Source organism: Nocardia sp. NPDC004123 (assembly GCF_053603795.1).
Window position 1 is genome coordinate 217276 of sequence record NZ_JBSGGG010000004.1, and the last position, 23475, is coordinate 240750.

General features: G+C 68.0%; 23 protein-coding genes. 7 read left to right on the top strand and 16 right to left on the bottom strand.

Going from position 1 to position 23475, the window contains the following annotated elements:
* Positions 1-14: 14 nt before the first annotated feature.
* Positions 15-1184 carry an acyl-CoA dehydrogenase family protein gene (locus ACWEQQ_RS07185; protein ID WP_452347574.1) on the top strand — a complete coding sequence of 390 codons (1170 nt, stop codon included), beginning with the start codon at positions 15-17 and terminating at the stop codon, positions 1182-1184.
* 66 nt (positions 1185-1250) lie between these two features.
* The gene (locus ACWEQQ_RS07190) at positions 1251-2711 is read left to right on the top strand and encodes a DUF222 domain-containing protein (protein WP_452347575.1); all 1461 of its coding nucleotides are present in this window, start codon (positions 1251-1253) and stop codon (positions 2709-2711) included.
* Positions 2712-3140: 429 nt separating this feature from the next.
* Here the strand turns inward: ACWEQQ_RS07190 and ACWEQQ_RS07195 are convergent, their stop codons facing one another.
* Both ACWEQQ_RS07195 and ACWEQQ_RS07200 read right to left on the bottom strand, forming a co-directional pair.
* A complete protein-coding gene (locus tag ACWEQQ_RS07195; RefSeq protein ID WP_452347576.1) occupies positions 3141-3956 on the bottom strand; it encodes an SDR family oxidoreductase in 816 nt (271 codons plus the stop codon).
* 10 nt (positions 3957-3966) lie between these two features.
* Positions 3967-4170: a hypothetical protein gene (locus ACWEQQ_RS07200; protein WP_452338939.1), complete on the bottom strand. Its 204-nt coding sequence runs from the start codon at positions 4168-4170 to the stop codon at positions 3967-3969.
* Positions 4171-4394: 224 nt separating this feature from the next.
* Here ACWEQQ_RS07200 and ACWEQQ_RS07205 point away from each other — a divergent pair, with 224 nt between their 5' ends.
* Positions 4395-5423, top strand: coding sequence for an AraC family transcriptional regulator (locus ACWEQQ_RS07205; protein ID WP_452347577.1), 1029 nt, complete (start codon positions 4395-4397; stop codon positions 5421-5423).
* Positions 5424-5438: 15 nt separating this feature from the next.
* Here the strand turns inward: ACWEQQ_RS07205 and ACWEQQ_RS07210 are convergent, their stop codons facing one another.
* Positions 5439-7163, bottom strand: coding sequence for an N-acyl-D-amino-acid deacylase family protein (locus tag ACWEQQ_RS07210; RefSeq protein ID WP_452347694.1), 1725 nt, complete (start codon positions 7161-7163; stop codon positions 5439-5441).
* Positions 7164-7403: 240 nt separating this feature from the next.
* Positions 7404-7610 (bottom strand): hypothetical protein, encoded by a 207-nt coding sequence (locus ACWEQQ_RS07215; protein WP_452338937.1) that lies wholly within the window; start codon positions 7608-7610, stop codon positions 7404-7406.
* Positions 7611-7873: 263 nt separating this feature from the next.
* Here ACWEQQ_RS07215 and ACWEQQ_RS07220 point away from each other — a divergent pair, with 263 nt between their 5' ends.
* Positions 7874-8536, top strand: a complete 663-nt coding sequence (locus tag ACWEQQ_RS07220) for a lysophospholipid acyltransferase family protein (RefSeq protein WP_452338936.1) — start codon at positions 7874-7876, stop codon at positions 8534-8536.
* Positions 8537-8850: 314 nt separating this feature from the next.
* On the opposite strand, the gene ACWEQQ_RS07225 is transcribed toward ACWEQQ_RS07220, so the two are convergent.
* Positions 8851-9240: a RidA family protein gene (locus ACWEQQ_RS07225; RefSeq protein WP_452347578.1), complete on the bottom strand. Its 390-nt coding sequence runs from the start codon at positions 9238-9240 to the stop codon at positions 8851-8853.
* 86 nt (positions 9241-9326) lie between these two features.
* Complete coding sequence (locus ACWEQQ_RS07230; protein ID WP_452347579.1) at positions 9327-9626, bottom strand: hypothetical protein; 300 nt, start codon at positions 9624-9626, stop codon at positions 9327-9329.
* On the opposite strand from ACWEQQ_RS07230, the gene ACWEQQ_RS07235 reads away from it, so the two are divergent.
* On the top strand, positions 9581-10465 hold the full coding sequence (locus tag ACWEQQ_RS07235) for an MFS transporter (RefSeq protein ID WP_452347695.1): 885 nt from the start codon (positions 9581-9583) through the stop codon (positions 10463-10465). The genes ACWEQQ_RS07230 and ACWEQQ_RS07235 overlap by 46 nt on opposite strands.
* Complete coding sequence (locus ACWEQQ_RS07240; RefSeq protein WP_452347580.1) at positions 10462-10920, top strand: SRPBCC family protein; 459 nt, start codon at positions 10462-10464, stop codon at positions 10918-10920. Before ACWEQQ_RS07235 ends, ACWEQQ_RS07240 begins: the two co-directional genes overlap by 4 nt.
* A gap of 25 nt (positions 10921-10945) precedes the next feature.
* On the opposite strand, the gene ACWEQQ_RS07245 is transcribed toward ACWEQQ_RS07240, so the two are convergent.
* The 6 genes from ACWEQQ_RS07245 to ACWEQQ_RS07270 all read right to left on the bottom strand — a co-directional run bounded on the left by ACWEQQ_RS07245 (position 10946) and on the right by ACWEQQ_RS07270 (position 19701).
* Positions 10946-12496 (bottom strand): flavin-containing monooxygenase, encoded by a 1551-nt coding sequence (locus ACWEQQ_RS07245; protein ID WP_452347581.1) that lies wholly within the window; start codon positions 12494-12496, stop codon positions 10946-10948.
* Positions 12497-12506: 10 nt separating this feature from the next.
* Positions 12507-15104, bottom strand: a complete 2598-nt coding sequence (locus tag ACWEQQ_RS07250; protein WP_452347582.1) for an SDR family NAD(P)-dependent oxidoreductase — start codon at positions 15102-15104, stop codon at positions 12507-12509.
* Positions 15105-15132: 28 nt separating this feature from the next.
* The gene (locus ACWEQQ_RS07255; protein WP_452347583.1) at positions 15133-16689 is read right to left on the bottom strand and encodes a flavin-containing monooxygenase; all 1557 of its coding nucleotides are present in this window, start codon (positions 16687-16689) and stop codon (positions 15133-15135) included.
* 121 nt (positions 16690-16810) lie between these two features.
* Complete coding sequence (locus tag ACWEQQ_RS07260) at positions 16811-18262, bottom strand: ABC1 kinase family protein (RefSeq protein ID WP_452347584.1); 1452 nt, start codon at positions 18260-18262, stop codon at positions 16811-16813.
* Positions 18263-18408: 146 nt separating this feature from the next.
* On the bottom strand, positions 18409-19212 hold the full coding sequence (locus ACWEQQ_RS07265; protein WP_452338926.1) for an amino acid-binding protein: 804 nt from the start codon (positions 19210-19212) through the stop codon (positions 18409-18411).
* A gap of 153 nt (positions 19213-19365) precedes the next feature.
* Positions 19366-19701: a TfoX/Sxy family protein gene (locus tag ACWEQQ_RS07270; protein WP_379428042.1), complete on the bottom strand. Its 336-nt coding sequence runs from the start codon at positions 19699-19701 to the stop codon at positions 19366-19368.
* Positions 19702-19841: 140 nt separating this feature from the next.
* On the opposite strand from ACWEQQ_RS07270, the gene ACWEQQ_RS07275 reads away from it, so the two are divergent.
* A complete protein-coding gene (locus tag ACWEQQ_RS07275) occupies positions 19842-20045 on the top strand; it encodes a hypothetical protein (protein ID WP_452347585.1) in 204 nt (67 codons plus the stop codon).
* 9 nt (positions 20046-20054) lie between these two features.
* Here the strand turns inward: ACWEQQ_RS07275 and ACWEQQ_RS07280 are convergent, their stop codons facing one another.
* From ACWEQQ_RS07280 to ACWEQQ_RS07295, 4 genes are all read right to left on the bottom strand, one after another.
* The gene (locus ACWEQQ_RS07280; RefSeq protein ID WP_452347586.1) at positions 20055-20594 is read right to left on the bottom strand and encodes a DUF4333 domain-containing protein; all 540 of its coding nucleotides are present in this window, start codon (positions 20592-20594) and stop codon (positions 20055-20057) included.
* A gap of 168 nt (positions 20595-20762) precedes the next feature.
* The gene (locus tag ACWEQQ_RS07285) at positions 20763-21389 is read right to left on the bottom strand and encodes an MBL fold metallo-hydrolase (RefSeq protein ID WP_379428039.1); all 627 of its coding nucleotides are present in this window, start codon (positions 21387-21389) and stop codon (positions 20763-20765) included.
* Entirely contained in the window at positions 21389-22474 is a 1086-nt protein-coding gene (locus tag ACWEQQ_RS07290) for an S-(hydroxymethyl)mycothiol dehydrogenase (RefSeq protein ID WP_452347587.1), read from the bottom strand. Before ACWEQQ_RS07290 ends, ACWEQQ_RS07285 begins: the two co-directional genes overlap by 1 nt.
* Before the next feature lie 122 nt (positions 22475-22596).
* The gene (locus ACWEQQ_RS07295) at positions 22597-23475 is read right to left on the bottom strand and encodes a LysR family transcriptional regulator ArgP (RefSeq protein ID WP_452347588.1); all 879 of its coding nucleotides are present in this window, start codon (positions 23473-23475) and stop codon (positions 22597-22599) included.

The following is a 23475-nucleotide window of genomic DNA, read 5'->3' on the forward strand; positions in this document are numbered from 1 at the left end:
CGACGATGGGGTTCATGGAACGTGGGCACTATGGGGACGACCATCGCGCATTCGCCGAACTGGCACGGGGTTTCGTGCGCAAGGAGGTCGCGCCGCACTATCTGGAGTGGGAAGAGGCGGGGATCGTGCCGCGCTCGGTCTTCGCGCGGGCGGGCGAGCTGGGACTGCTCGGATTCGCGGTACCGCAGACCTACGGCGGGCTGGGGGTGGCGGACTTCCGCTTCAATCAGATCCTCATCGAGGAATTCATGGAGGGTGACGGCGCGGGAGTAGGGCTGAATTTTGCGCTGCACAATGACATCTGCACGCCGTATCTGGTGGAACTGACCACCGAGGAGCAGCGGCAGCGGTGGCTGCCGGGATTCGTGGCGGGGACGCTGATCGCCGCCATCGGCATGACCGAGCCGGGCGCCGGGTCGGATGTCGCCGGAATCCGGACGGCCGCAGTGGATATGGGCGATCACTTCCTGGTGAACGGCACGAAGACGTTCATTACCAATGGGATCAATGCCGATCTGGTGATCACGGCGGTGCGGACCTCCGCCGAGCGGCACCAGGGCGTGACCCTGATGGTGCTGGAACGCGGGATGGCGGGCTTCGAACGGGGGCGTAACCTCGACAAACTCGGCCTGCACTCGCAGGACACGGCCGAGTTGAGCTTCACCGACGTTCGCGTGCCCAGAGAGAATGTGCTGGGCGAGGTGGGACGCGGCTTCGAATACCTGATGCGCAACCTGGCCCAGGAGCGCATGCAGATCTCGGTGGCCTGTCTGGCGCGGGCGCGGGTGGCGCTGCGCACGACCATCGAATATGTCGGCGGCCGTGAGGCTTTCGGGCAGCCGATCGGGGGGTTTCAGAACACCAAGTTCACCCTCGCCGATGTTGCCACCGAGGTCTCGGTCGCCGAGGCGTTCATCGACAAATGCGTTCTGGAGCTGAACGCCGGTCGGCTCACGCCGGCCGATGCGGCCAAGGCCAAACTGTGGGCTTCGGAGATGGAATTCCGGTGTATCGATCGGTGTCAGCAGTTGTTCGGTGGGTATGGGTACATGCGCGAGTATCCGATTGCGCGGGCGGCGGCTGATGCGCGTATTACTCGCGTGTATGGCGGCACCTCCGAGATTATGCGCGAGATAATCGGCCGCGACCTGAATTTGACCGACCGGTCTCGGGGTTGGAAATAGTGAAGTATGGTGCGATACTGGATAATTCGGATTCCTTGAATGATCTTCGGGCGGTAGAATGGGGGTATGGATTGGGGCGGGCAGATCATCGACGACATCACCGCGGTGGACGCGGTCGGTATGGTGGGTGACGCGCTCGATGTGCTGATTCAGGATCCGCTGGGACCGATCAGTGACGACGACCTGCTGGACGTGATGCGGGAATGGGAAAGCCACCGCCGTCGCATGGCCGCGTTCGAACACAAACTGATTCGTGAGGTCGAGAACCGGAACCTGCCCGAAAAGGCGGGCGTGAGGCAGACTTCGACATTTCTCGCTCAAACCTTGCGGCTGGGACACGCCGAAGCCCGCGCGCGATGCAACGCCGCGCAGTTGCTGGGTGTGCGTCAGGAAGCGGGTCGGGTGTTGGAGCCGTGGCTGACCTGGACCGCTGCCATGCAGGAAATCGGTTTGGTGTCGGTGGATTCGGCACGCATGATCGGCAAGATCATGGACCGGATCCCCGAGAGTGTCGACGCCGACCTGCGCGACCGCGCCGAGTTCCAGCTGGCGCACTTCGCAACCCAATCCACCGTCGACGACCTGCCCAAAGTCGGGGACCGCATCCTGGGCTACCTCGACCCCGACGGCGCCCTCACCAAAGACCTCGACCGGCAACGCCGCCGCGGCATCACCCTGTCCAAGCAGGGTGTGGACGGCATGTCCACGATGACCGCCGACCTCACCCCCACCGCGCGGGCGCTGTTGGATCCGATCTTCGCCGACCTGGCCCGGCCCGGCATGTGCAACCCCGCCGACCCCGAAAGCCCCTGGAGCACCGAGGGACTCGACACGGAGGCGTTGGAAGCGGTCGCCAAGCGTGACACCCGCACCCCCGCGCAACGCAACCACGATGCGCTGGTGGCGTTCCTGCGCCCGGAAATGGGCCCGACCAACCTGGGCAAGCACCGTGGCCTGCCGGTCTCCACGATCATCACCATGAGCCTGGCCGAGGTCGAAGCCGCCGCCGGGGTCGCCACCACCGCCTCCGGCGGCACGGTGCCCTTGGAGGAGGCGTTGCGGTTGGCGCAGCGGTCCAAGCCGTTCCTCGCGATCTTCGACCACGCGGGCATGCCGTTGCACCTGGGACGTAGTGAGCGGCTGGCGAACTCGGCGCAGCGGTTGGCGTTGATCGCCACCGAACGCGGCTGCACCCGTCCCGGCTGCAATGCTCCGGCCACCATGACCGCCGTGCACCACATCACCGAATGGACCCACGCCGGCGCCACCGACATCGAGAACCTGACCCTGGCGTGCGATGCCTGTCACGCGATGATCCACGACGGGCCCGGCGGCTGGAAAACCGTTGTCATGCCCCCGGATTCCGAACACGCCGGGCGGACAGGGTGGATCGCGCCACTACATATCGACCCGACCCGCACCCCGCAGGTCAACGACCGCCACCACGCGGGGGAGTTGATGGCCGCCAAGCTGGCCCAGATCCGCGACCGCACCCGCCCACCAGTGCGATGGTGGTCACGCCCCTGACCCCCGGTCGAGCCTCACCGAAGGTGAGGCCCTCCAGGCTGCCTGCACCGCCCGCGGCCTCGGCCACCACGCCGCACTACATCAACTGGCCAACCGGCTCGTCGGCACACTGCACGAGACCCGCAGTCACTACGACGAGACAACCGCCTGGTCACACCACCTCGAAAACACCACCACCGCTTGACAACTCGCCATGGAATGGCTGCCCCCACCGGACCGGGGCTCACGCCAAGCTGGGAGCCGCTGGCCGCCGATCCCGGCCCGGGACTGCAAGGATCACCTTCTACAGACGCACCGACGTAAAGTTTCAAAATGGTGGGGGCTGGAACGGGAGTTCGGCCTCGCAAGCTCGGCCCCCTCTCCCCTCCAGGCATCTTTTGTCCTTTGATCTTTTCTCTCTTTAGTTCCTGGCTTCTTTGGCTTTGGTTCTTATCGTTTGAGTCCTTGGGCGGTCGCGATCAGCCGCTCCATCGCAGTGCGGGGCAGGATGCGGCGAATTGCGAACATCAGCGGGGCATTGCTTCCTACCGCATACAGTGGCTTCGGCCGGTCCGAGTCGGCTGCTGCCACAATGGTTTCCGCGACTTTCTCGGGCGGGATCCCTTTGCTCATCTGGCTGTCGAGCGTGGCCATGAACTTGGTGAACTCCGCGGCGTGCGGAGAGTCTTCAGCGATGTACTTCATCCGTCGCTCGCTCAGGCCGGTGTCGATCTGGCCGGGTTCCACGGTGGTGATCCAGACGCCGTACGGCGACTCTTCGAAACGGGCGGCGGTCGCGAATCCGCGCAGTGCCGCCTTGGTCGCAACGTAGGAGGAGCGGTAGGGCATGGGGAAGCTCCCCAGCATGGATCCGACCATGACAACGCGCCCGTAGCCTCGCTCGCGCATTCCGGGCAGCACCGCCTGTGTCAGCGATACCGCACCGAACACGTTGAGCTGGAACAGCCTTTCGATCGCTTCCCGGGGCAGTTCGGCGAGCGGTCCGGCCTGGCTCTCTCCGGCATTGTTGATCAGTATGTCGATCGCGCCGAGTTCGGTGGTGAAGCGGTCGATCGAGTCGAGGTCGGTGATGTCCAGTGCGCGGTACTCGACTCCGGCCACGCGGTCGGCGGCGGCGATGGAGTCGGGGTTGCGGCTGGTGCCGATCACCTTGTGGCCGCGGGCCGCGAAGGCAGCGGCGGTGGCCTTGCCGATGCCGGAGGACGCGCCGGTGACCACCACGGTACGGGTCGTGTTGCTGCTCATACGGCAGACGTTATCGGGCTCGGCGGGACTCCGGCCAGGTGGTGGGCCGGCGTTGTGTCTGGACGTCGGGCCATGAACACAGGATCTCGGTGCAGTGGGCCTGGCGGCGTTCCGCGGCCGTCTCGCTGGTAACCGACCGGATGCCGAGCCACATACCGATGCCGAAGGCGGGTGCCGCCAGCGCGGGAATTAGCAGGATGGCGGTGAAGCTCATGGTGGGCAGGCCTCGATTGCTGGTCGTCGTCCGGACCGGATGTGGATGAATCGCAGGGGGGCACCGGCTGTTACGTGACGAATCGCGTGTCGACCGAAACGCATCATGTGTCGCATTCGAATCTGTCGGTTGCGCCACACCGGACGGTCTCTCGTTGATATGTTTCGCCAACCCGATGGGGAACAGACATTTGGTCGGGAGTAGTCGAAGAGGACGACGCGTACATGTTCGACTGGGATCTAGTCAGAAACACCTCCGGCGTGCACATCGTGGCGCGGCTCGCGGAGGAACGGGGGATGCCGGTGGGGGAGTGCCTGGCCGGCACGGGAGTGCCGCCCGAGGCGGTGATCGACAGATATGCGGAACTGTCTGCGCGGCAGGAGCTTACGGTGGTGCGCAATCTGCTCGCCCGATTCGGGGACGAATCGGGGCTGGGCGTGGAGGCAGGGCTCCGCTATCGCGTCTCGCTCCATGGACCGTGGGGGCTGGCGCTGCTGGCCAGCCGCACGCTGCGGGACGCCGTGCAGGTTGCCCTGCACTGCGTGGAGCCGGCCTTCGCCTTCGGGCGATTGAGCTTCGAGGAGGCGGATGGCGAAGGGCGGCTGCGGTTCGATGATTGGGAATTACCCGAGGAGGTCCGCGCCTTTCTGGGCGAGCGGGTCATGACCGGTGTTCAGGTGATCGCCCGGGAATTGTTCTCCGTGGGAGTTCCGGTGCGGCGCTTGAGTTTCCGGCACGGCGCGCCCGCCGATACCGTGCGATATCGGTCGGTCTTCGGGGTGGAGCCGGACTTCGGCGCGGCCGGCACCGAGCTCGCGTTCGACGCCGCCCACCTGGATGTGGCGCTGCCGCAGGCCAACGAGTGGGCGCGCAGTCGGTGCGAGCAGATGTGCCGGGACCTGCTGGCCCGGCGCCACGCTCGCACCGGCGTCGCGGGCGCGGTGCGGGATCTGCTGATCCGCAATCCGGGGGTGCTTCCGGATCAGTCGGCGGTGGCGGCCGAGATGTATGTCAGTGCGCGCACGCTGTCGCGGCGGCTCCACGAGGAGGGCACCTCCTTCCGCACACTGCTCGACGAGGTGCGGCAGGCGTTGTCGGAGGAACTGCTCGACCGGACCGATATGACCACCGAGCAGGTGGCGGGGCGGCTGGGCTACGCCGAGGCCGCCTCCTTCATCCGGGCCTTCCGGCGATGGCAGGGTTGTCCGCCCCAGGAGTATCGCGCGCGCGGCAGGATGCCCGAGCTGGTGTAGCCGCGGCGCTCGGTGTCAGTGCTGCGCGGTCAGGAAGGTGCCCGCGTGCAGCGTGGTGCCGAAACCGGGCGCGAACTCGCCGTACTCGTAGACCAGGTGGCCGCCGACCACGGTGGCGGCTACCGCACGGTCATTGCGGTTGACCATGCGCTGCAGGCCCGCGACGCCGGGGAACGGCGCCTCGGCGTAGGCGCTGCTGGAGCCGTCGAAACCGGCGGGGTCGATGACGGCGATATCGGCGCGGCCGCCGGCTCGCAGGTGACCGGCGTCCAGGCCGTACCAGTCCGCCAACTCGCCCGTGACCCGGTGGATCGCGGTCTCGAGCGGCAGGAATCCGCGCTGGTGCGCGCGTTCGAGCAGGCGCAGCCCGAAGTTGTAGAAGGCCATATTGCGCAGGTGCGCACCGGAATCGGCGAAACCCACCTGCATCATGGGCGAACACTGCAGCCGGTCCAGCACCTCCTCGCGGTCATTGGCGATGACGGTGCGCCACCGGAGCTTCGGGCCGTGCGTGACCGCCAGATCCAGCAGGGCGTCGGCGGGATCGATGCCGCGTTCGTCCGCTACCGCGCCGAAGGACTTGCCGACGACCTCCGGCTCGGGGCAGGACACGATCACCGCGTCGTACAGGTCGCGGTTCCACACGCGCGGGCCGTACTTCTTGGCCAGGTCCTTGCGGAAATCGCGGCGATAGGATTCGTCTGCCAGCAGTTCGCCGCGCTTCATGACGTCGCGGATATTGAGTGCGGCGACCCCGGAGCCGAACTCCTCGAACACCACCAGATCCACGCCGTCGGCGTACACCTCGAACGGGACCGGCAGGTGCTGCCACCGGAAGCGTGCTCCGCCAACGGTATTCACGATCCACGCCGCGGTGGTGGCGGCACGGGCGACGGTACGGTCGGCCTTGACGTCCATGCCGGCGATGAGGGTGGTCTTGAGCGGCTTGCGGAAACGGCCCGCGCTCTCGGCGAAGTAGCGGGCGATCTCGGCGCGGGCGGTGAGGTTGGGCGTGCTCTGATGCACGCGGCCGCGGCGGCGCAGGATCGCATTGAGGGCGTGGTACTCCCGCCAGGTGGCATACGTGGAGGGCAACTGCCGGGTGGGGAATCGGACGCCCTCCAGCTTGGAGAACGAGCTGCGAATCGTGGACAGCCCCAGGAATCCGGCGTCGAGGGCGTCGTCGAGCATGGCGCACATGCGGGCCAGCTCGGCCTCCGTCGGCCGTGCCGCGGCATCCACCGCGCGGGCCAGGCCCATCACCGTGACGCGCATATCCGAATGTCCCAGGAAAGCAGCGACATTCGCGCCGAGCGGATGGTCGGCGATGGCCTTCGCGTAGGAGTGCGGGCCGTCCCAGTCCTTGTGCTCCTTGACGGCCGAATGCACCGCGTCCCACGGCAGTGCCTCGACGCGCGCGAACAGGTCGGCGCAGTCCTCGGCCCCCGAATACACGGTGGACAGCGAGCAGTTTCCGAGCACGACCGAGGTGACCCCGTGCCGGACCGATTCCCCCAATCCGGGATTCCCGAGCACCTCGGCGTCGTAGTGGGTGTGCACATCGAGCATGCCGGGCATCACCCATCTGCCGGTGGCGTCGACCGTGCGCTCCCCGTCCGGAATCTCGCCGCCGATGACCGTGACCTTGCCGTCGGTCACCCCGACATCCGCGCGGACCGGCGGCTTCCCGGTGCCGTCGAACACCGTGCCACCGCGTATCACCAAGTCGCACCGAGCCATCGCCATCACCCTGTTCCTCAGCTCGCCATTGAGGGTTTTTTACAGGCTATAACCGAAATGTGCGGTTGGTCACGGTTCATTGTGGCGGGAAAATCATCGTTGCGGCCCACGCCATAGGGCCACGACCTGGGACTGTCCATCGTGTCCCAGGTCGCGGCGCTCCATGCCGCCACGCCGCAGGTCGAATCGGATTCCAGCGGAATGGTTTTCATCCTCATCTTCGCGATCGGCGAGCAGCGCTCAGTGAGGCGTGGGGCAGAACGGTTCGCATGATGCGGGTGGTGCCGGTGCCGGTGCCTGTGGTTCCTCGAAGTGCGCGGAATTCACCAGCAGCAGGACTGCGATGGCGAATACGAGCACCGCGGCGGACGCGACCGCCACGAATCCCCAGTTGAGTCTCGGGAAGGTGATGACCTTGGTACCGTCCTCGACGACGAGGAAGAGCACCGCGGCATTCCCCGGCGATCGGGACAATTGGGACAAAACGGTGTGACGCCACCAGTTTCCAGTCATGGCAGCACTCGCCCCTTGCTGAATTCTGTTGGGATTCTGCTGTGAGTACAGCAATCTCCAGGCTACGCCCGAAAAATCGCCATAGCAATCTGCTATTGTGCGATTTCCGCTCGGCCCCTGAGTAGTTCTGCGGTGGCGCGTACCCCGCCGCCCGGCGAGTATGAAAACCATTGCCGGACTATCCATGTGGGAGAGCAATGAACGCCGATGCACGACGCCCCAAAGGGCTGGGCAAACGAGCCTGGCTGACAACGCACCTGGTCCGACGCATTCTCCGCACGCTGGCGTGGTCGAACTTCGTCCACGTCACCGTGATCGGCCGCGACCGGATCCCGAAAACCGGCCCGGTCATCATCGCGAGCAACCACATCTCGATGCTCGACGCGGTCTTCCTCTGGGGAGCGCTCCGCCGCCGCGCCATCGCCATTGCCATGGCCGAACTGTGGTCCTGGCCGGTTATCGGCTGGCTTGTCCGTCGCCTGGGCCAGATTCCCGTCATTCGCCGCGACTCCGACTCCGGCCGCAATGCCATGGCCCACGCAGAGCGAATTCTCCACCACGGCGGTGTGCTCATCATCTACCCGGAAGGCCGCCTGGTCCCGCCCGGCGACCACGAACCCTACAAACCCGGCGTAGCCAATCTGGCCTTGACAACCGGCGTCCCCATCATCCCGGTAGCCACCACCGGCACCGACAATGTCCTCCCCATCCGCCGCGCCGCCACCCCCGCCCGCCCCTTCAACCGCCGCCACCCGGTGACCATCCACTTCGGCGCGCCCATCAACCCCGCCGACTTCGACAATCCCGAAAAGCTCCTGGACCACCTCCGCCACCAGATCGAATCTCTCCAAACCCCTTGACTCCGGCTGAGGTCGCCGCGTGAATGTGCAAGTAATCCCAGGCCGACTGCTCGAAGCGCCGACACCGGGGGCGACCGGGATGGATCGCCGAGCCTTCGGTGAATTCATCGGTCCCCGAGGCGAACTCGCGTCCTACGCGTTCGGCTGGATGGCTGAAGCCGACCCGCACGCCGCCCGGTTCACCGCCGGCATCGGGGCGGGGAATCCTGGCGGTGGGACCTTTCATGCGGTGGTGTTCGTGCACGACAACACGCATGCCTTCGCCCTCGTCGACGACCCGTTCGAGAAGGTCCCCGCGTGCAGGAAGAGCGCGGCTACGGGAGTATCGCGTCGGCTTCTATTTCGACCAGGAGTTGCGGGTCGATCAGCTGGGAGATTTGGAGCATGGTGGCGGCGGGGCGGATGTGCGCGAAGACTTCGCCGTGGGCCTTGCCCACTTCTTCCCAGCGGGAGATGTCGGTGACATAGATTCGAGTGCGGATGACGTTTTCGAGGGAGGCGCCGACTTCGCTGAGGGCGGCGGCAATTCGGCGGAGAGCTTCGCGGGTTTGTTCGGCGATATCGTCGCCGCCCACGGGCGGGCCGTCGGGGGTGGCGGCGGTGGTGCCGGCCACCGCGATCCATTGGCCGACGCGGACCGCGCGCGAATAGCCGACGATCGGCTCCCATTGGGCACCTGAGGAAACAAGCTGTCGAACGGTCATCGTCCTATTCTGCACACTGCCGGGAGTGTGCAGCGGACCGGAGCTACCTCCGCGCTACAGGCCGACACCGTGGCGGAAGTGGTGCGTCATCGATCGGGCAGGACCTGGCACAGGGCTTCGAGTGCGGGGCCGAAACCATGGTCGGAGGGCGTGCCGTAGCCGATGACCAGACCGTCGCGGTGCGGCATGCGGGCGGCGGGGTGGCGGTAGCGGCGCAGGCCGTCGAGGGCCAGACTGCGGCGGCGGGCGGCATGCAGGGTGGAATCCTCTGTGCCGTCCGGCAATTCGAGGACCGCGTGCAGCCCGGCGGCGATGCCGCTGACCCGGATGTCGGTGGCTTCTGGTCCATCGCGGGCGGCATCGCGCTGCGGCTGGTGCCCGAGCATCAGGTCGCCCGCGCCACCGCGGTCATCTTCGGCGGTGTCGAAACCGCCTCGGTGCTGGGCGTTCCCACCGGCACGTTCCTCGGCGACCGAGCGGCTGGCGCACCGCCTTCGCCGCGGTCGGCGTGCTCGGCCTGACCTCGGTGGTGTGCATGGTCTTCCTGATGCCGAGCCTGCCGGCCGAGCAGTCGGTCCACCTGCGGGACCTGCCGGCGGTGTTCGAATCCAATGCGGCCCTGCGCCTCGCGCTGATCCTGACCTTCCTGGTGATCACCGGCCACTTCCTGGCCTATACCTTCGTGCGCCCGATCCTGCACGAGCACGGAGTCGACGATCGCGCGACCGGGGTGCTGCTGCTGGTATTCGGCATCGCCGGCATCTGCGGCAACTTCCTCGCGGGCGCGCTGGTCGCGAAGAGCCTGCGGCGCACCACCCTCGGCATCGGGGTGCTGCTGGTCGCGGCCATGGCCGCGCTCGCCCTCTTCGACACGAATATCGTTGCCGCCGGTACGATCCTGATGCTCTGGGGCCTCGGCTACGGCGCCGTCCCCGTCACCTTCCAGACCCGCATCCTGCGGGCCGCCCCGGACACCACCGAAGCGGCGTCGTCCCTGTTCGTCTCGACCTTCAATTTCTCGATCGCCCTGGGCGCGCTGGCCGGCGGCATCGCGGTCGACCACGCGGGCCCGCTCAGCGTCCTCTGGCTCGGGGGGTGGTTCGATTCTGGCCGCCCTGTCGATCCTCGGCGGCCGAGCCCGGACTCCCCGGCGCGCCGTCGCCTAGCCGGTCCGGCCTCCCCGATCGTGGTGGACGGCCCGAGGGGTGGTTCGATCGGGGTATGAGCGACGGTGGAGAAGCCAGGCGAGTTGTGTCCGCAGAGCGTGAGATAGCCGCCGGGGCCGTGCGGATATTCGAATTGATCGCCGATCCGGCGCAGCAGCCCCGCTGGGATGCGAACGACAATCTCGCGCAGGCGGAGCCCGGGCAGCGGGTGCGGTCGGTCGGTGACGTCTTCGAGATGACGCTCACCCATGGCGGGGTCCGCCAGAACCGGATCGTGGAATTCGAGGAGGCGCGCCGAATCGCCTGGCTGCCTTCGGAACCCGGTGCACAGCCGCCCGGCCACCTGTGGCGGTGGGAGCTGGAGCCGTTGGGCGACAACCGGACCCGCGTGACCCACACCTACGACTGGACCCATCTGGCCGATGAGAAGCGCCTGGCCCGGGCGCGCGCCACCACCTCGGAGAAGCTGCAGGCATCGGTCGATCGGCTGGCGGCGCTGGCCGAAGAGGAGTGATCGGCCGACTGCGCGCCCAGGGTTCTCAGGAGGCCGCGTCCTGGAGCTCGCGCACCGCGGCGGTGCTGTAGCGGTAGTCGTCGAGTGGGAAATGCCTATTTTCCCAATACATTTCCAATTGGGTCGAGGGCCGGAAGGCCGCGCCGTGGCCCTGGTAGTTGATGTAGTAGGTGTTCGAGGTGATACAGCCCTGGGTGAACAGGTGGGTCCGCTTGGCCCGCCTGTCCATCCGCGCGAAGTACTCGTCGTGCGGCTGCTGCCGCACCTCCACCCGGGTTGCGCCGCGCCGGCGAGCCTCCCCGATGACCCGCGCCGCGTGCGCCGAGGTCGATTCGATCAGCGGAATATACGAACCGGGCGCGTAAGCGTAGGGCCCGACGATCAGGAAGGCATTGGGGAACCTGGGCACCGACACCCCCTGATAGGCCTGGAAGCGGTGCTCGTCCCAGAACTCGCCCAGTTCGAGCCCGTCGCGACCGTAGATCGGATAGGGCGGCGTGTACCCCTTCTCCATCACCTTGAATCCGGTGGCGCACAGCACCATATCGAATTCCCGCTCCCGCCCGTCGGCGCTGACGATGCCGGTCGGCGTGAAATGCTCGATGGCCTCGGTGACCAGATCGACATGCGGGAGGGTGAACGTCTTGAAATACGAGTTCGAGATCGACGGCCGCTTGCACCCGAAGCGGTAGTCCGGCGTCAGCTTGCGGCGCAGCTCGGGATCGCGCACCTGACTGAAAAGAAAGGCCTTCATGGCGGTTTCGGCCGCCGTCATACCCATCGAGGTCAGCCGCGGATAGTTGGAGATGGCCAGCCCTGCCCCCAGCCCCGCGTTCACGCCCACATTGCCGAGAAGGCGCACTGTCCGCTGTAGCGGCGCGAAATTCAGCACCGCGTTCGCGACCGGCCCCATAGGGAAGTCCACCTTCGGCCCGATCCAGATGGCCCGCCGCTGATACACGGTCAGCTGAGCGACCTGCTTGGCCAGTTCGGGAATCACCTGCAGCGCCGTGGCTCCGGTGCCGATCACCGCCACCCGCTTACCCCGGTAGTCGTAGTCGTGATCCCACCGGGAACTGTGCATGATCTTGCCGGTGTAGTCGCCGACCCCCGGAATATCCGGATTGTGCGGCTGCTCCAGCCCGCCGACCGCGCCGATCACATAGCGTGCCGTGATCTCCGTGCCGTCCTCGAGGGCGATCCGCCACAGATCCCGCTCCTCGTCGAAAACCCCGAGCACGACGCCCGATCCGAGCCGCAGCTTGCCGCGCAGCCCCTGCCGATCGACGACCTCCTCCGCGTACCGCTGCAATTCCGCGCCGGGCGCGAAGAATCGCGACCAGTGCGACCGCGGCTGAAACGAGAAGTTGTACACCGGCGACGGAATATCCACGGCCACACCGGGATAGGTATTGGCCAGCCAGGTGCCGCCGACCTTCGGCCACTTGTCGACCAGGACGAAGTTCTCGACCCCGATGCGGCGCAGCGCGACACCCGCGCCGATCCCGCCCAGACCCGCACCGACGATCACGACCTCATGGGTGGGCCGGGGCTGGGAACCATTGGTAGCGATCATGACTGAGACCTCACGTCCTGGATGGATCGGATTCGAGAGCGCCGCCGGACTCGGCCGCCGCGCGCGCCCGCGCGATGACCTCCGGAAGCTGTTGCCGCCGTAACTTGCCCGCGGTCGTGCGCGGCAGTTCGGGCACGAACACGATGTCGCGCGGCACCTTGTAGCCGGCCAGCGTGGCCTTGATGTGCCGTTGCAGGGTGCGTGCCCCGGCCCGCGCCCCGGCCCGGAGCACCACGGCCGCCGCCAGCCGCTGCCCGAAATCGTCGTCGGGCACCCCGACGGCCCCGGCGTCGGCCACCGCCGGATGCGCCAGCAGCGCCTCCTCGACCTCCTGCGGGAAGACGTTCTCGCCGCCGGAGACGATCATGTCGTCGGAGCGGCCGTCCACGAACAGCCTGCCCTCGGCATCGACATGCCCGAGATCACCGGAGTCCATGTGCTGTCCGACCATCGTCTTGGTCCGGCCGTCGCTGTAGCCGGCGAACACGCCCGGGTTCTTGTTGACGATCCGCCCGGTGACACCGGTGGGCACCTCGCGGCCGTCGCCGTCGACGATGCGGATGTCCACGATCCCGGTCAACGGCCGCCCCACGGTCCCGGGCGCGGCCCGCAGATCCGCGGGCGTGGCGAAGGTCCCCGCGCCGGTCTCGGTGGAGGCGTACGCGTTGAACAGCACCTCACCGAACTCGTCCATGAAGGCGGTGGCCAGCCAGGCGGGCAGGGGAGCGGCGCCGCACACCACCATCCGCAGGCTCTCGAGGTGATGGCCGCGGCGGTCCGCCGCCGGCAGATCCATGATCCGCTTGATCATGGTCGGCACCAGGCAGGCGATCTGCACACCGTGCCGCTCGATATCGGCGAGCACGGTGTCGGCGTCGAACCGGTCGTGCACGATGGCGGTCGACCCGAGCAGGAACGCCGCGGCGAGCGCCAGGAACCCGTAGGTGTGATGCAGCGGCGGGGCGATCACCATGGGCCGTCCGAGCCGCGGAATCGTTTCGATCCGGGCCAGGTCGCCGAGCGCGAGCACCATGCGCGGGCTCAGCCCGGCCAGCACGGACCGCGCGCCGAGTGTGCGGGGCGCGCCCTTGGGTACTCCGGTGGTGCCGCCGGTGAGCAGAATGATCGAGCCCCCACCCGCGGGTTCGCGCACCGGCGGCCCGCCCGCGGCGACCAGGTCCGCGACGGTCGGTAAGCTGTCCGCGGCGCCCCGCACCACCACCCGCCGACCCCGGTATCCGGATTTGTCGATCGCGGTATGGAATTCGCCGTCGTACAGCAGCAATTCCACGCGTTCGCGGTCGAGCACCTCACCGATCTGCGGCCCGGCGAAGCCGTAGTTCAACGGCACCAGATCCGCCGAGAGCCGCGCCGCCGCATAGGCCGCGATCACGAATCCCCGATGATTGCGGCACAGCACCCCCACCCGCTGCCCGCGCCGCACATCCCAGCGCGCCCGCAGCGCCGCCGCCAGCCGCTGCACCTGCCGATCCAGCTCGGCCGCGGTGATCGGGCCGTCGTCGTCGATCATGGCGGGCCGATCCGGGAACCGCGCGGCGCACACCGACAGTGCCGTGGCCAGTCCGACCCCACCGCGCAATGCCCGGGCCAGCTGGGGAATCCGGGTGGGCGGCACCAGGTTCAGCGCGCCGCTGGCCGGAATCCACCCGGCCACCGTCACCGCGTCGTCGATCAGGTTGGCGGCTCGCTCGACCCGCCCGATCGGCCCGGCCCAGTCGACCGGCCGATTGTTCCAGTTCCCGGCCTTCGCGTATGTGGTCAGCAGCCGTTGCGCCGCACGGGAATTGTCCAGCGCATAGGACAGGGGCGCGCCGGCCCGCTCCCACCACGGCCGGATCGCCAGGGGACGGTCCACGATCGCCCGGCACACCATGCTCGCCGCCTCCTCGGTCGACATGCTCGGGGTGTAGCGATAGATCCGGTACGGCCCCAGCATGTCCGAGCGCACCAGTTGCAGGTGAACGGTCGTGACATCGATGCCGTCCGCGCGCAATTCCGGTGCGGCGCCGCGCATCCAGGAATTGAACGCGGACTTGGAGGCGATATAGGCCGTCCAGCCGACACCCGGGCCGTGCACACCGGCGGTACTGATATTGACGATGTGCCCCTGCCTGCGCGCCCGCATGGACGGCAGCAGGCTCAGCACCAGGCGCATGGGGCCGAGGAAGTTGATGCGCGCGGTGTCGTCGAAATTGTCCCAGCGGTCCAGCGAATCCGACAGCCAGCGGCGAATCGATCGACCGGCATTGTTGACGAAGACATCCACGTGCCCGTGCTCCGCCAGTACGCGCGTGATGAGTGCCGCGCAGGCCTCGGTATCGGAGAGATCCGCCGGATAGGGGTGGACGGTTCCCGGGAATTCCGCGGTCTCCGAACGTAATTCCGCCAGCAGGGACTCGCGGCGGGCGACTGCGAGCACGGTCGCGCCATTGGCGGCCAGGCGGCGCGCGGTGGCCCGCCCGACGCCCGAGGACGCACCCGTCACCAGGATCACCCGGCCCGTCACGGCCGGTGCCAGGCGGCGGTCGCTGATGCCGTATCCGGCCGCGCCCAGTGCGATCCGGACCGATTTCGGCAGTTCCATCATGGCTCGACTTCCTTGTCGAACGGCGGGGTCAGGCGGGCAACCGCTCGAATTCGTAGTCGGCGAACGGGAAGTGACGATGCGCCCGCTGCGCCGAGAAGAATCCGGTGGGCCGGATATAGGTGCTGTCGCCCTGCGAATTGCGGTAGTAGGTGGGCACGTGCGCATTCAATTCGGCCAGGTAGTAGCGCATGGCCGCGCCCCGCCGATACACGCGGCGGTGATAGGCGTCGTGCACGTCCTGACGGATGGCCACGAATGTCGCCCCGCGTCGCCGCGCCTCCGAAATGGCGCGCACCGCATGGTCGGCGGTCATCTCCACGAAGGCGTGCCAGCCGCTGCCGGTCCACGAATACGGGCCGACCAGCGTCCACCGATTGGGCAGCGCGGGCAGCGAGACGCTCTCGTAGGCCTGCAACCCCTGCTCGGTGAAATACTTTCCGAGATCGACACCGTCGCGGCCGACCACCATCCCGGGCGTGTACGTCTCCGGATCGGAGAACACGTGATAGCCGGTGGCCAGCACGATCAAGTCAAATTCGCGCTCGACGCCGTCGGTGGTGCGGATGCCGTGCGCGGTGAATCGTTCGATGGGCGTGGTCACCAGGTCGACATCGTCCCGGTTGAACGCCAGCAGATACCCGGTGTTCAAGGTCGGCCGCTTGGCGATCGGCCCGTAGTCCGGGGTGAGGCCCACCCGAATCCCGGGATCGCGCACCATGAGTCGCAGCAGACCGCGATAGCCGCGAATGGCGGTCGTATCGAAGGCCCGCATGGCCGGCCGCACCACCGCCGGCGGTGCGTTCGACATGCCGCGCAGGGCGGCGTCGACCACCACCAGCACCGCGCCGTGCAGCGTCGCCTGCAGCCCGGGGACCTGCAGGGCCAGCTGCACCGCGCGCGGAATCCGCGGATTGGGTTTGGGCAGGCACCACACCGGCGTGCGCTGGAAGACGGCGAGGCTGCCCACCGCGCCCGCGATCGCCGGCGTGATCTGCACCGAGCTCGCGCCGGTGCCGATGATCGCGACCCGCTTGCCGGTGAGGTCGTAGTCGTCGTCCCAGTCCGAGGGGCGCTGAATCGTGCCCTGGTACAGCGCCAATCCGGGAATTCCGGGATCGGTCTTCGGACTGATGAACGCCCCGACCGCGCTGATGACGAACCGCGCGGTCGTCACCTCGCCAGTGTCGAGGTGCAGCGTCCAGCGGTGCCGGTCCTCGTCCCACTCCTCGCTGACCACGGTGGTCCCGAACCGGATGTGCGGATAGAGCCCGAACCGCCGCGCCACCGTCATGTGATATCGCTTCACCTCCGCGCCGGAGGCGAACAGCCTGCTCCAGTTGGGGTTTCGCGCGAACGAGTACTGGTAGGCCAGGGACGGGATATCGACTTCCAGCCCCGGGTAATGGTTTTCGTGCCAGCTGCCGCCGACCTCGTGGGCCCGTTCCAGCAGGACGAAGTCGCGCACCCCGGCCCGCTTCAGCTTGACCCCCGCGGCAATGCCGCCGGGCCCCGCGCCGATGACGGCGACCTCGTGGTCCGGAGCCGAAAGCTCAGGAGGGCGGATGTCTTTGGATGCAGTGGTCACGACGGGGACCTTCCGGACAGACTCCGGCGCTACGTTGCGCCTGTCACCCAGGGTAGTTCTGTCTGGGACAGTGATCAAGACCTTGGGGTGACGGTGAGCCCGCAAGCCGGTCCGGTGCGGCTCAGCCCGCCGCGAACCCGGTCGCCGCCGCGCCCGCCCGGCGCAGCCGCACGGCCTCGAGATCGGCCGGCTGCCCGCCGCGCGCCCGATGCCGGTCCATGACCGCGCTCAATTCCGGTGACCAGCGGAGGATCTCGGCGCGCATCGGCCCGGTCGTCGCGAGCTGCGCGACCAACCCCAGCAAGGTGACCAGTCCGCGCTGGAACGGCATCAGATACGCGGGTATCCCGAGCTGGCGGTACACATTGTCCAGCCTGGGGCTCATGGCGTCGCGGGTGCGGCCGCGCAGCCACTCGGTATCGACCCGGGACGTCTCGTGCCGCAGCAGTTCGGTGAACGGCAGCAGCTTCTCGGCCAGCCCCGCGCTGTCCAGACCGCGCTGCTCATCGGTGAACCCGTGGCTGCGCGTGGCCCGGTCCAGCTCGGCCGGCCCGCCATTGATGAGCGCGTCGGCCAGGTCGTGTACCAGCGCCGGGAACTGGGCCGGCGGCCACGCCGGGCAGGCCCCGAAATCCACCACGCCCAGGCGGCCGTCGGGCAGCACCCGGAAATTGCCGGGATGCGGATCGCCGTAGAGCAGCCCCGAGCGCGGCGCGGACGACCAGAAGAACCGGACCGCCAGCATGCCCACCCGGTCGCGCTCGGCCTGCGCGCCCGTGGTGATCAAGCGGGACAGCGGAATTCCGTCCAGCCACTCGCTGACGATCACATCGCCGCACTGCGCCACCACCTGCGGCACCCGGAAATCCGGATCCCCGGCGTAGGCTTCCGCGAAGCGGCGCTGGCTCTGTGCCTCGGCCGCGAAATCCAGCTCCATGCGCAGGCATTCGGCCAGCTCGTCCACCACCGCGCGACCGTCGGTGTGCGGCGCGAAAACCGGTGTCAGCCAGGCCAATCCGCGCAGCCGCTGCAAATCGCTGTCCACCGCCGCGCGGGCGCCGGGGTACATGACCTTGACCGCCACCGCCCGGCCGTCGTGCCAGATCGCGCGATGCACCTGGCCGATGGTGGCCGAGGCGGCCCGGCGATCGTCGAATTCCCGGAAGTTGTCCCGCCAATCCGGGCCGAAGGACGCCGCCAGCACCGTGTGCACGGTGCGCGGCAGCATGGGCGGCGCGGCGTCCTGCAGCCGGGCCAGCGCGATCCGATAGGGCTCGGCCAGCTCCGGCGGCAGGGCCAGCTCGTAGATGCCCAGCACCTGGCCCAATTTGGCGGCGCAGCCCTTCAATTCGCCCAGCACCTCGGCCATGTGCTCGGCGGTGCGCAGCTGGATCTCCCGATCGATCTCACCCGCCGGCCGGCCCAGTGCCCGCTTGCCGGCCCCGGCCGCCTGCCGCCCGGCGTAGGCCAGCGGCACCGCGGCCAGCTTCGCGGTGCGAATCACTGTGCGGGCAGGCGGATTCCCGCCGATGTCCGCATCCCCCCGTCGCGCACCGCTTCGCCGCAAACTCATCGATCAACCAACCCCTAGCGCGCGTTTCGATCGAATGCGCATCACGGAGTCTGCCACGAAGTGAAACTATGCGGTACGAAAACCTGTACGCCCCGGTACCGCGTCCTGAATGGTGAGATGCGCGAAGGGAATCCGCTGGTGACGGGTCAGTGCCGGGCGGTGACCAGGGCCAGATCGGTGAGCCGGTGTGCGCGGGCGACCTCGGCGGGCGTGAACGGCTCCCCGGTACGCAGGAAGGTCATGGCCGCGAGATCGTCGTGCGGACCGATCTCTAGCAGGGTGCCGCCGGGCGCGCGGCCCGGGTCCGGATCCGGAACGTATTGCGCACCCAGCAGTTCGGCGATCACCAGCGGCAGTTCCGCGGGGTCGGCGGCCACCCGCGCGGCCAGTCCCAGTGCGCGCGTCTGGCCGTCGACCAGGGTGAGCGCCGACGCGGGCCAGATGCCGGCGGCGACCCCGCCCGCGCGGGCGATGGCCTGGGTCAGCCGCTGCGGGCCGAGCTCGGCCGGTGTGGAGACCACCAGCTCGTCGAGCACGCCGTTCTCCAGGTGATGCACGTGCACGGCCAGGATGTTGGCCCGCCGGTCGGCGAGCTGCTTGGCCAGCAGTTCCAGCCGCCCGGGCTTGTCGTCCAGGTGCACCCGGATGCGCCAGAGCCGCTCGGCGCTGTCGAGACGGTGGCGGTGGCGCAGTTCCGGGGCGTGCAGCCAGCGGCCGAGATAGCGCATGGCGCCGGGTTCGACCACCCAGATGACGAGGATGGTGGCGGCGACGGCGAGCACGGAAACCGTTGCCAGATAGGGCAGTTCGAGGTGGACGACCAGGGCGTGCAGGGCGAGTTCGACCGGGAAGACCGCGGCGAGTTTGGCCAGCGCCATGCGGGTGCGTTTCGGATGGGGCAGACGACCGCAGACTTCGCAGGCCAGCGTATGAATCTCGGTTTGCCTCATGTTCACCACAGTGCTGGACGCAGGTTTCCCCGGCTGTGGTGCGGTGTAAAGAAGGGGTGACGGATCCCGGCAAACCTCTTGCGGCAATTGGTCATTCGGTGAAGCGGGACACAGTCGCGCCGGAGCTGTGCCCCGGCGCACACCGATTGCGCCCTATTTGGGCGGTAGCGTCTTGGCGAAATCGACCCCGCGCCGCACCCACTCGTCGAGCACATCGTCGTCGGCGACGGTCGCGGTGGTGACGCGCAGCCACCCGTGCATCTTCTTGCCGCCCATCTCCATCGGCTCGACCGACCCCGCCCGCAGCAGCGCCGCGGAGGTATCCGGATCGGTCCGCACCATCAGCCCGCCCTTGCCGCTGGCCGCGACGGCCATATTGCCGCCCACCAGGAACGCCAGGCCGCCGAACATCTTCTTCTCGACCACATTGACCAGTTCGGGCCCGAGCGCGTCCCGAATCCGGTCGGCCAGCTCCTCGTCGTATGCCATACCCGGCATTGTGACCCACCCGACCGACAGATCCGGGCCGCGGCGCGGACTCGGGGCCCGGCCGGGCGCGGACCCACCGCCACCCCGCGCTACCGCCGGATCGCCGCGAGCTTCGGCCGGCTGGCGCACGAACAGGGCCTGTGCGGCTGCTGACCTGGCTCATCGACCGCATCCGGCCCGCCCTGGACCAGTTGGACGACCTCGCCTTCGTCACCGACACCGTGGCCGCGCTCCTGGCGCGCGGCAACGGGGCGCGGCGTCGGCTCAATGCCTTCCGAACCCGCGGCCAGCTCTCGGACGTGGTGGGTGAACTGGCCGAGGCCACGCTCTATACGTGCCGATAGTCCCCGGTGTCAGGGCATCGGCTGGTCGTCGACGATCATGTCGTAGTTGACCTTCGAGCCTTCCACGTTCGTGGTCTTGGCGGTGACGCCCCAGCGGGTGCCGTCGGATTCGGTCACCACGCACCGGATGGTCGAGCCGGTGGCGCCGCGCAGCAGGCCGTTGCAGGTGGAGGACTGCGGGGCGGCGCCCACCTTCGACTGGTAGAAGTTCGAGACACTGGAAGCCACATCGTCCGGCGCGACGAAGGCGTCGGTCAGGGTCAGGTCGTAGTAGACGTCCTTGCCGTCGACCTTGGTGACCTTCGCATTGATCGCCCAGGTCTGCCCGTCGGCGGAGGTGGCGGTGCAGGTCTGGGTGGCGTCCACCTTGGCGGGCAGGCTGCCGTCGCAGGTCACGGTTTTCGCGTCCTCGTGCGACTTGTCCTTGTAGAAGCTGGTGGCCTTCGTCTGCATGTCGCTCTTGCTCACCGAGTCCGAACCTGATGATGAGCACCCCACGGCGAGCAGCGGCACGAACGTCAAGGCCAGAGCGGCTGTCAGTTTTCTCATGGACAACTTTAGGCGCCGGTTTGCCGGGAAAATCTCGCGAATGAGCTTGCGAAACCGGCGAATCCGGCGTGTCCGGGGCTGGCGCGCCGCGGTGCGGGGCGGATTAGGGAACTTGACAGAGGACCGGTCCGGCGATCTGCGCCGGACCGGTCCTGCTGCCGCGATGGGTCAGTTCACCCGGGCGCGCCACTCCTCGAGCTGTGGGGATTCCGCGCCGATGGTGGTGGATTCGCCGTGCCCGGTGTGCACCAGGGTCTCCGGCGGCAGGGTGAGCAGACGGTCGGCGATCGAGTCGACGATGGTGCCGAAGTCCGAGTAGGACCGACCGGTCGCACCCGGCCCGCCGTGGAACAGGGTGTCACCGGTGAACACCACGCCCAGGTCGGGGGAGTGGAAGCAGACCGCGCCCGGGGCATGCCCCGGGGTGTGCAGCACGTGCAGTTCGGTCCCGCCGACCTCGATCACCTGTTCGTCGGACAGCTCGCCGTCGGGGCTGGTCTCCGGATGCGTGTGCTGCCACAGCACCAGGTCGTCGGGATGCATGAGCACGGGAGCGCCGGTGGCCCTGGACAATTCGGGCGCGACGCGAATGTGGTCGTCGTGCGCGTGGGTGACCAGGATGGCCTTGACCTTGCGGGTGCCGATGACATCCAGGATCGCCTCGACATTGTGGGGCGCGTCGATGACGACGCACTCCAGGTCGTCGCCGACCACCCAGACATTGTTGTCGACGTCGAAGGTCTCGTTGTCGAGGCTGAAGGTGCCGACGGTGACGGCGTGGTCGATGTGCGCCATCAGAACACCACCACCGAGCGCAGTACGTCGCCGTGATGCATCTTGGCGAAGGCGGCTTCGATATCGGTCAGCGAAATAGTCTCCGTCACAAAGGCATCCAGGTCCAGACGGCCCTGCTTGTAGAGCTCGACGAGGTAGGGGAAGTCGCGTGAGGGCAGGCAGTCGCCGTACCACGAGGACTTCAACGATCCACCGCGGGAGAAGAAGTCGATGAGCGGCATCTCGAGGGTCATCTCCGGTGTCGGCACGCCCACCAGCACCACGGTGCCGGCCAGATCGCGCGCGTAGAACGCCTGTTTCCAGGTCTCGGGGCGGCCCACGGCATCGATCACCACGTCCGCGCCGAAGCCGTCGGTGAGTTCCTGAACCCGTTCCACCGCATCCTCTTTGGCGGCGTTGACGGTGTGGGTGGCCCCGAATCCGGTTGCCCACTCCAGCTTCCGCTCATCGATGTCGACCGCGATCACGGTGGTCGCGCCCGCCAGCTTCGCGCCCGCGATGGCCGCGTTGCCGACCCCGCCGCAGCCGATGACCGCGACCGAGTCACCGCGGCCGACCCCGCCGGTATTGATGGCCGCGCCCAGCCCGGCCATGACACCGCAGCCCAGCAGCCCCACCGCGGCGGGGGACACGCTGGGGTCGACCTTGGTGCACTGCCCGGCGTGGACCAGGGTCTTCTCCGCGAAGGCGCCGATGCCCAGGGCGGGGGTGAGCGGGGTCCCGTCGGTGAGGGTCATGGGCTGGGAGGCGTTGAAGGTCGAGAAGCAGTACCAGGGCTTGCCCTTGCGGCAGGCGCGACACGAACCGCACACCGCCCGCCAGTTCAGGATGACGAAATCGCCGGGCTCGACATCGGTGACGCCCTCACCCACCGATTCCACGATGCCGGCGGCCTCGTGCCCGAGCAGGAACGGGAATTCGTCGTTGATGCCGCCCTCGCGGTAGTGCAGGTCGGTATGGCACACCCCGCAGGCCTGCACCCGCACCACGGCCTCACCCGGACCCGGGTCCGGGATGACGATGTCGGTGACTTCCACCGGGGCGTTCTTCGAGCGTGCGATGACGCCGCGCACAGTTTGGGACAACGAAATTCCTTCCTGGCTAACCGCAATGCCTTCGACTATCGCATCCGACCCCGCCCACGTCATCTATTACCCCGGGTGACGGAAAACGAATCTCCTTGTGGCCGATCGCAACCTGTGGCCTTTCACAACAGGGATTCCGCGGCGGCTTCGGCGATCGTAGCGGCCACGAGGGTCAGTGCCGGGGAATCGAGCCGCCATTGCTGCCAGTAGAGCGGGACATCTACGAATACCTTCTCATCCAGCGGAATCAGCTCGTCCTCGGGGCGGATCATGAGGTCGGGGATCATCCCCCAGCCCATGCCGGCGCATACCGCGTCATTGAATCCGGCCGAGGACGGGATGTAATGCCGGGGCGGATCCACGGGCTTGCGGGTGTAATGGCGCATGAGCCGGAACTGCAGATCGTCCTTGCGGTCGAACAGCACCACGGGCGCGTGCGCGAACGATTTCGCATTCGCGCCGTCGGGAAACCAGGTGCGGGCGAAGGCGGGCTGGGCCATGGGCCGATAGCGCATGGCCCCCAGTCGCCGCACCGCACAGCCCTGCACCGGCGCGGCGGTGGAGGTGATGGCCGCCATGACGGTGCCGTCGCGCAGCAGGCGGGTGGTGTGTTCCTCGTCCTCGCGATGGATGTCGAACGACACCCCGGCGGCGGCGCGGCCGAGCGCCGGAATGACCCAGGTCTGCAGCGAATCGGCATTGACGGCAATGGGAATGACCACCCGGGCGGCGCCGGGCTGGTGCACGTCGCCGAGCTCGCGCGCGGTATCGCTGGTCAGCAGCTGGATTTGGCGGGCCAGCCGCAGCACCGTCAGCCCGGATTCGGTGGGCTGCACCGGTTTGGTGCGCTGCACCAGGATGCGGCCCGCGGCGTCCTCCAGCGCCTTGATGCGCTGGCTGATTGCCGACGGTGTCACGCTGAGCCTGCGGGCGGCGGCGTCGAAGGTGCCCTCGCTGATGACGGCGTCGAGCGCGCGCAGTTGGTCGAGCTGCAGATCCAT

Excerpts from the sequence above, each read along its gene's own strand:
- ACWEQQ_RS07195 (WP_452347576.1), bottom strand. The coding sequence starts at position 3,956 with ATGAGCAGCAACACGACCCGTACCGTGGTGGTCACCGGCGCGTCCTCC.
- ACWEQQ_RS07265 (WP_452338926.1), bottom strand. The coding sequence starts at position 19,212 with ATGAGGCAAACCGAGATTCATACGCTGGCCTGCGAAGTCTGCGGTCGT.
- ACWEQQ_RS07285 (WP_379428039.1), bottom strand. The coding sequence starts at position 21,389 with ATGGCGCACATCGACCACGCCGTCACCGTCGGCACCTTCAGCCTCGAC.
- ACWEQQ_RS07230 (WP_452347579.1), bottom strand. The coding sequence starts at position 9,626 with ATGCTCGGGCACCAGCCGCAGCGCGATGCCGCCCGCGATGGACCAGAA.
- ACWEQQ_RS07260 (WP_452347584.1), bottom strand. The coding sequence starts at position 18,262 with ATGAGTTTGCGGCGAAGCGGTGCGCGACGGGGGGATGCGGACATCGGC.
- ACWEQQ_RS07295 (WP_452347588.1), bottom strand. The coding sequence starts at position 23,475 with ATGGATCTGCAGCTCGACCAACTGCGCGCGCTCGACGCCGTCATCAGC.
- ACWEQQ_RS07240 (WP_452347580.1), top strand. The coding sequence starts at position 10,462 with ATGAGCGACGGTGGAGAAGCCAGGCGAGTTGTGTCCGCAGAGCGTGAG.
- ACWEQQ_RS07190 (WP_452347575.1), top strand. The coding sequence starts at position 1,251 with ATGGATTGGGGCGGGCAGATCATCGACGACATCACCGCGGTGGACGCG.
- ACWEQQ_RS07220 (WP_452338936.1), top strand. The coding sequence starts at position 7,874 with ATGAACGCCGATGCACGACGCCCCAAAGGGCTGGGCAAACGAGCCTGG.
- ACWEQQ_RS07205 (WP_452347577.1), top strand. The coding sequence starts at position 4,395 with ATGTTCGACTGGGATCTAGTCAGAAACACCTCCGGCGTGCACATCGTG.
- ACWEQQ_RS07225 (WP_452347578.1), bottom strand. The coding sequence starts at position 9,240 with ATGACCGTTCGACAGCTTGTTTCCTCAGGTGCCCAATGGGAGCCGATC.
- ACWEQQ_RS07245 (WP_452347581.1), bottom strand. The coding sequence starts at position 12,496 with ATGATCGCTACCAATGGTTCCCAGCCCCGGCCCACCCATGAGGTCGTG.
- ACWEQQ_RS07210 (WP_452347694.1), bottom strand. The coding sequence starts at position 7,163 with ATGGCTCGGTGCGACTTGGTGATACGCGGTGGCACGGTGTTCGACGGC.
- ACWEQQ_RS07250 (WP_452347582.1), bottom strand. The coding sequence starts at position 15,104 with ATGATGGAACTGCCGAAATCGGTCCGGATCGCACTGGGCGCGGCCGGA.
- ACWEQQ_RS07270 (WP_379428042.1), bottom strand. The coding sequence starts at position 19,701 with ATGGCATACGACGAGGAGCTGGCCGACCGGATTCGGGACGCGCTCGGG.
- ACWEQQ_RS07200 (WP_452338939.1), bottom strand. The coding sequence starts at position 4,170 with ATGAGCTTCACCGCCATCCTGCTAATTCCCGCGCTGGCGGCACCCGCC.
- ACWEQQ_RS07280 (WP_452347586.1), bottom strand. The coding sequence starts at position 20,594 with ATGAGAAAACTGACAGCCGCTCTGGCCTTGACGTTCGTGCCGCTGCTC.
- ACWEQQ_RS07185 (WP_452347574.1), top strand. The coding sequence starts at position 15 with ATGGAACGTGGGCACTATGGGGACGACCATCGCGCATTCGCCGAACTG.